Source organism: Chamaesiphon sp. GL140_3_metabinner_50, from assembly GCF_025361915.1.
GTDB lineage: Bacteria > Cyanobacteriota > Cyanobacteriia > Cyanobacteriales > Chamaesiphonaceae > Chamaesiphon.
Genome location: NZ_JANYJC010000062.1, coordinates 1 through 6,306 on the forward strand (window position 1 = coordinate 1; position 6,306 = coordinate 6,306).

A 6,306-nucleotide genomic window follows, 5' to 3' on the forward strand; every position below is an offset into this window, starting at 1 on the left:
CCAGTTTAGGACGGTTTCTGCGGACTTTAAGCAGATAGTTTATTTACGTGTATGAATCGATAACATCAAATTTTTGCTGTTCGATAGATCTGAATTTTCTCGACAATCGAACACTCTGATTTGTGCGTATGATAAAGATCCCAGCGGGTTTGTAAATTCAACCAAAAATCACTAGAAACGTTAAAGAATTTAGCCAGTCGTAAAGCCGTACTCGGAGTAATCCCCCGCTTCCCATTTACAATCTCGTTGATTCTTTGATATGGGACATAGATACTGTCTGCTAACTCTTTTTGAGTTAAACCCATCGGTTCTAAAAATTCTGTCAGTAACATTTCCCCTGGATGGGTAGGAGATCGATGTGTGGGTACTCGAACCATAATTATGCTCCAACTTAATGATAAGTTCTAAAATGTGCCTGAGAAGTGACTTATCGGAGTTGGGTTGTCTATTTTTGAGGTAGGAAGGGAATATCTCGATTTTTTTAAATTAACTCAATAACTCTCTGAGAGATAATCATATACTCGCTATATGAACTATTTTGGTAGCATAGCGCAAAGCCAGTGAATACGTCAAGGTAATTGAGAATAGCGTCAAGTATTTTTGACGAATTTTCTGGCTTAATAATTCTTATTGAGTCGATCGGTAAATTTAGTCAAGCGCACGGGTAACCCAGATCGATCTATAATCGAATTGAGAAAGTTGCGATCGATTGAGACTAAAATGCTAAGAGCCGGAATCGTTGGACTGCCAAATGTGGGCAAATCGACATTATTTAATGCCCTAGTTGCCAATGCCAAAGCTGAAGCTGCGAACTATCCATTTTGCACGATCGAGCCGAATGTCGGGAGTGTCTCGGTACCCGACGAGCGGCTGCAAGTGTTGGCGGAGATGGTGAATTCCGAAAGTGTCGTGCCCACGCGGGTAGAATTTGTCGATATTGCGGGCTTAGTCAAAGGTGCCAGTCAGGGCGAAGGTTTGGGGAGTAAGTTTCTCTCTCACATTCGGGAGGTAGATACCCTAGTGCAAGTCGTCCGCTGTTTTGAAGACGACGATATCATCCACGTATCGGGGGTGGTCGATCCTCAGCAAGATATTGAAGTAATTAATCTGGAGCTGATTTTAGCCGACATCGACCAAATCGAGAAACGGATCGATCGGGCCAGGAAGACTGCCAAAGCCAGTAAGGAAGCCCAAGTCGAAGTCGATGCTCTAGAGAAACTCCTAACTGCCCTCAATGCAGGTACCGCCGCCCGACAAGTGGAACTGAGCGAGGAAGAAAGCGAAAGTATTAAGGGGTTGGGATTGCTGACTCGCAAGCCGATGATTTATGCGGCAAATGTATCGGAAGAAGATTTGGCGACGGGGAATGAATTTGTCGATCGGGTTAGAGCGTTTGCCGCGACAGAAGATGCTCAAGTGACGATCGTCTCAGCTCAAGTCGAAGCCGAATTACTAGAACTCCCCGCTGAAGAAAAAGCCGAATTTTTAGAATCTTTGGGCGTAAGTGAAGGCGGTTTAAAATCGCTGATTCGGGCGACTTACCACCTGCTGGGACTCCGCACTTATTTTACCACCGGGCCGAAAGAAACCCGCGCCTGGACGATTAAAGCGGGGATGTTTGCACCCCAAGCCGCAGGCGTGATTCACTCTGACTTCGAGAAGGGCTTTATTCGGGCGAAGACGATTTCTTATACCGATATGGTCGCCACTGGGTCGATGCAAGCTGCTAAGGATAAGGGACTATTGCGGAGTGAAGGGAAGGAATATTTAGTCCAAGAAGGAGATATTATGGAGTTTCTGCACTCTTAACGCGATGCCCGTACTATCAGCGCGATTTTGCGGGGATGATTAATTAGGTTGGGATACTTAGCGCGATTCTCTAGAGGAGCAACTGAGCCGATATAAATGTCGTCTAAGAGCAAGGCAAGAAACTTTGGTTAAGTGTGTTGGGTTTCATTCTTCAACCCAACCTACAGATCTAACTCTCTAAACCCTGGGGGAACCCCAGGAGCGCGAGCCGCTTCTCTGAGAAGCCTTTGGATCTATCTGGGTTGCCAGGATTTTTGCATGTCTTAACCGCCTTAGTGAGAGGGTGTTCAAGGTTGGGTGTGTTGGGTTTCATTCTTCAACCCAACCTACAGATCCTCATAAGAGGGAGGGTTTAAAAAGGAATCTAACTCTCGATTGCGATCGTCGAGAAAATAGCCGCAGCGCGATCTAGTGCTTGGGCGCAGTTTACCGATCGGTAATGTCGCGTGCTTCGGCGACGAGCATCGTCACTCGACTTTCCGCATCGAAGACGGGTTTGAGGGAAAAGTCGGTGATGCTGACACCGCCGTTGGGATGGGGAAATTCGACCTCATAGCGGATAAATTGACCGCTAGCCGCCGTGACAATTGCCGCCCTAAGTTGCTGCTGGAGTTGCGCTGTATGCCACCAGGGGGTATCCCAAAACCATTTGCCCACTAGTGCCGACTTTTGAGCGGCGATGGAGTCTAGGGCGGCTTGATTGACATCTAGTAATACGCCGTCTTTGCTAACGATGCCCAGTAGCTCGAATGTCTGGTCGAAAATTGCCCTAAACTTCTGCTGGCTCTCTTGTAATAGGGCGGCTTCGCGCTGACGCTCGGTAATTTCTTGGACTACGGCATTAACACCGACAACGCGATGTTCGGCATCGATTTGGGGATAGAAACTGGCAAGCCAGCATCGCAATATGCCAGGTTGAGCGGGATTCATCCCACTTATCTCCAGCTCGATAATCGGCTCCCCCGTCTCGATGACTTGCCGATAGATTGGCTCGACATCATCAGCTAAATCTGGTAAGAGTTCGCGGAGTGTATGCCCGATATGTGCCTCGACGGATGCACCATTAATCTGTGCCAACCGCTCGTTAATTCGCACGTATCTGAGATCGGTATCGACAAAGCAGAGTCCGATGGGAGCCGATCGATAGATAGATTCGATTTCGCCGAGTTGTTGCTCAATAATAACTCGATCGGCCCGCGTTTGCGCTGCGGCGACACTCAATGCGCGATCCGATCGCGTTTGCTCGACGAGCGGCCAAATCTGGGCGACGATGGTTTCCATCAAGTCGATTTCATCATCGCGCCAGACGCGCACCTGGTGTGTACTCGCATTTAAGGTCATCACCCACCGCTCTTCAAAAATACAGGGAGCCTTAGCAATTGCGCCCATCCCCAACTGCTGATAGGTATCCAGATAGGGAGCAATGAGCGGTGTAGCACTCACATCGGCAATTACCACCGATTCCCCGGCAAACAGCGCGACTTGTAGCTCTGGCGGCAGAAAATCGCCGAGTGCGTACACCCCAGCCTGAGAGTCCAACCCATCCCGATACCAGTCTCGATCGATCGTCGTGAGCCGCTGCTGCCAATCGACCTTACACCAGGTTACCCGATCGACACCCAGATATTCACCCAGACTCTGTGCCGTCTCCCATTGCATCTCGTCAGGATCGGTCAACTGTCGCAGTCGGCGCGTTAATTGTGCCAAAAACCGATCGTTGAGTTGGGCATGTTTCCGCACGGTGATATCCATCATCGTCCCCAACATCCGATCCGACGTAGCACTACTATAATAGCTGCCTTGAGCCAGCACCCAGTGAATCGTCCCATCGGGATAAATCGTCCGGTACTCCAGCGCAAATTCACCACGCTCGCACATTGCCAGCTCCATCGCAGCAGCTACCCGCTGTCGATCTTCGGGATGAATCGCCTCAAAATGTCCTGAATATGTCACCAGCGCATCGGGGCGTAATCCTAACAGCTCTTGACACCGATCGTCCCAAGTCAACGCCTGCGTCCGAACATCGAGTTCCCAAATCCCCTGCTTTGCGCCCAATAGGGCAAGTCTGAGCCGTTCCTCACTCGATCGCATTCGATCGACCGATCGAATGCGATCGTCATCGACCCGATTTAGCTTAGCAGCATTTTGCCTAATCAGACCCACCCAGATCGCCGCCATCGACATCGCCATCAGCGACAAAGCAAAATTTGGATCGTACCAATTTGCACCCAAACCCAGCAAAATCAGCCACCCCATCACCAGCGGTAGCCCAATCGCCGTCGGCAGCAATCGCCGCGCCACCTTACTGCCAATTAAATTACTCGTCACCACTCGCATCAATCCACGATCGCCAGTCAGTACCAAAATTCCCCCACCCAAAATCGCAAAACAGATCGCGGTATGGAGTGCCATCGAGGTCGTCAGCATACTGATTTTGTACAACACCCGCACGTTATAGGCATAGCCAACTATCGCCTGGATTGCGATCGCGATCGTCCCGATTGTCAGCCCTTGCGCGATCGCAATTGAGTCTATGGCACTAGTTGACGAGCGATTCATCAACCATAGTGCCGTCCCCAGCCAGCAAAAGTTGACTGCGGTATTAATGCCCATCCGACCGGGAGCTAATGTTGCTAACGAATTTCGATCGGCAAATAGCAGTTCGTCGATGCCCAAGTTCCACCCAAAGACATATTGACAAAGGGTTAAAAATGCGGTAATGGTTATTGCTACAGCACACAAGCTCGCAATCTTCATCGTCCGAGCGTCTTGCCGTTTGCCAGTTTGGAGCAGCAGCGAGATCCCCGCCCAGATAAAACAGAGCGCGGTATTGACTTTCATCGTCGCCAACCCTGGGAGTAAGCTTTCGATCGACTGGATATTTAATTGCCAACCAATTAAGACACAGCACGCGATCGCGATGACGATGCCGCTAGCAATCTGCGCCGCCCGTGTGGGAGTGGGGGTACTCACACCCCATGTCTTCGAGCGGGTAGATAAGTACGATCGCTGCATATACTTGTCGGAGAGAATGGATCTGAGGGCTGGTGACGCACTACCAGAGTTTAATTTAAGGTTTCATCGAATCGCTCTGCTAAAAATGGTCGATGCAATTTAGCACCCAAATTAGTAGGCACATGAATATATTGGTAGTTTAACCAGGTAATGGATTTACTAATTTAAATTATTTGCAAGCCCCTAAGCTGGCTAAATCGTCTTCACCTAAAGTTGTCGATCGCATCCGTTCTAGAGGGATATACCGATCGACTCCGAAGTTTTGGTTAAATCTAGTCTATCAGAAATCGATAATTTTTGCTAGATGGGAGTAAGGAGTACAGTTCGGCTATACTTCGGCTGTCGCGAAAGTCGCAAGTCGCTCACTGACCGGAGTAAGGAGTAAGGAGTAAGGAGTACTGCTGTTCGGGTTACTATTTGTAAGCGTAGCGGTAGACGATAGATACTTGTGGTTTGCGAATGTTGTTGGTGTGGGCAGAACCCGGATCTGGGGGTACCGACCCCCAGACCCCCCGTTGAGGGGCGGAACGCCGCCCCTCAAACTCCCCTGCGTAAGGTCTGGTTCGTTAGGATCGGAGCGGGTGTTACTACATTCCAAGGATGGCTTTGATTCGAGGTTTGTCGAGCTGTAATATTTGAAAACGAAAATATTCAACACCACTAAATTTACCCAAATTCCTTACTCCTTACTCCTTACTCCTTACTCCCATCTCCCATCTCCTTACTCCTTACTCCGCTCTCCCATCTAAGACTTCCCTGCGGGATCGGCAACGCGAATTAATTCGGGCTGCTGTGTGAGTGGGGGAAGTGCGATCGTGAGATCGGGATTAGGTCGGTGCGGCGGTGACTTGATGTTTTCAAGCGAGATAAATTTACCCGTCTGAATCGATTCACTCAGAGCGCAGATAATCTGGACATCGATTAACCCTTCTTGCCCCGATGGTGCTGGCTGGAGGTCGTTGAGAATGCAGTCTGAAAAGTAGACAAACACGGCTGCAAGTTGGTCGTGAGGCTCGAAGCTGTATTCCTGTGGCATTTCGCCATCGATCGACAGCTTGTGTGTAATATGTGCCTGAACCGCATAGGCTGGCTCAAATGGCACTAGTCATCTCAGCTACTTCCCCAAAGCGTGCCTCATCTTTACTAGCACTGGTGGCAAACACCGAAATCGGCTCGGATTGGAACAGATAACGCGCGGCATTGATACAATAAATCCCGATATCTGGCAGCGTCCCGCCACCTGTTGCCGTTTTCATCCGGGTATTTGCGGCAGTCGCAAATGCAGGTAAAGCCGCCGCCTGAGCAAACCAACCTAAGCCGACTACTGCATAACGAATCTGGCTGGTAGTGCCATTGGACGTTTGAGTTGTCATTTACTTACTCCCAGATTAATTGAAGCCGACATCGCCGACTAAACCGATGAGAGTGCGGACGGGTGCATCAATCGATTTACGGGCTTGCGCTGTCGGAATTGCCGTCCAG

General features: G+C 49.7%; 5 protein-coding genes. 1 reads left to right on the forward strand and 4 read right to left on the reverse strand.

Translation table 11 applies throughout. The features are described from left to right. Nucleotides 1-65 precede the first annotated feature (65 nt). Complete coding sequence (locus Q0R35_RS03135) at nucleotides 66-377, reverse strand: HigA family addiction module antitoxin (protein WP_295614383.1); 312 nt, start codon at nucleotides 375-377, stop codon at nucleotides 66-68. A 343-nt stretch (nucleotides 378-720) separates the two neighbouring features. Here Q0R35_RS03135 and ychF point away from each other — a divergent pair, with 343 nt between their 5' ends. Next, a complete protein-coding gene (gene ychF / locus Q0R35_RS03140) occupies nucleotides 721-1,809 on the forward strand; it encodes a redox-regulated ATPase YchF (protein WP_295614392.1) in 1,089 nt (362 codons plus the stop codon). Between the two features lie 426 nt (nucleotides 1,810-2,235). Here the strand turns inward: ychF and Q0R35_RS03145 are convergent, their stop codons facing one another. The 3 genes from Q0R35_RS03145 to Q0R35_RS03155 form a co-directional block, all read right to left on the reverse strand. Next, the gene (locus tag Q0R35_RS03145; RefSeq protein WP_295614385.1) at nucleotides 2,236-4,824 is read right to left on the reverse strand and encodes a PAS domain-containing protein; all 2,589 of its coding nucleotides are present in this window, start codon (nucleotides 4,822-4,824) and stop codon (nucleotides 2,236-2,238) included. A gap of 745 nt (nucleotides 4,825-5,569) precedes the next feature. After that, complete coding sequence (locus Q0R35_RS03150) at nucleotides 5,570-5,926, reverse strand: hypothetical protein (RefSeq protein ID WP_295614388.1); 357 nt, start codon at nucleotides 5,924-5,926, stop codon at nucleotides 5,570-5,572. Then, nucleotides 5,916-6,197 (reverse strand): hypothetical protein, encoded by a 282-nt coding sequence (locus Q0R35_RS03155; RefSeq protein WP_295614390.1) that lies wholly within the window; start codon nucleotides 6,195-6,197, stop codon nucleotides 5,916-5,918. Before Q0R35_RS03155 ends, Q0R35_RS03150 begins: the two co-directional genes overlap by 11 nt. Nucleotides 6,198-6,306: the final 109 nt, after the last annotated feature.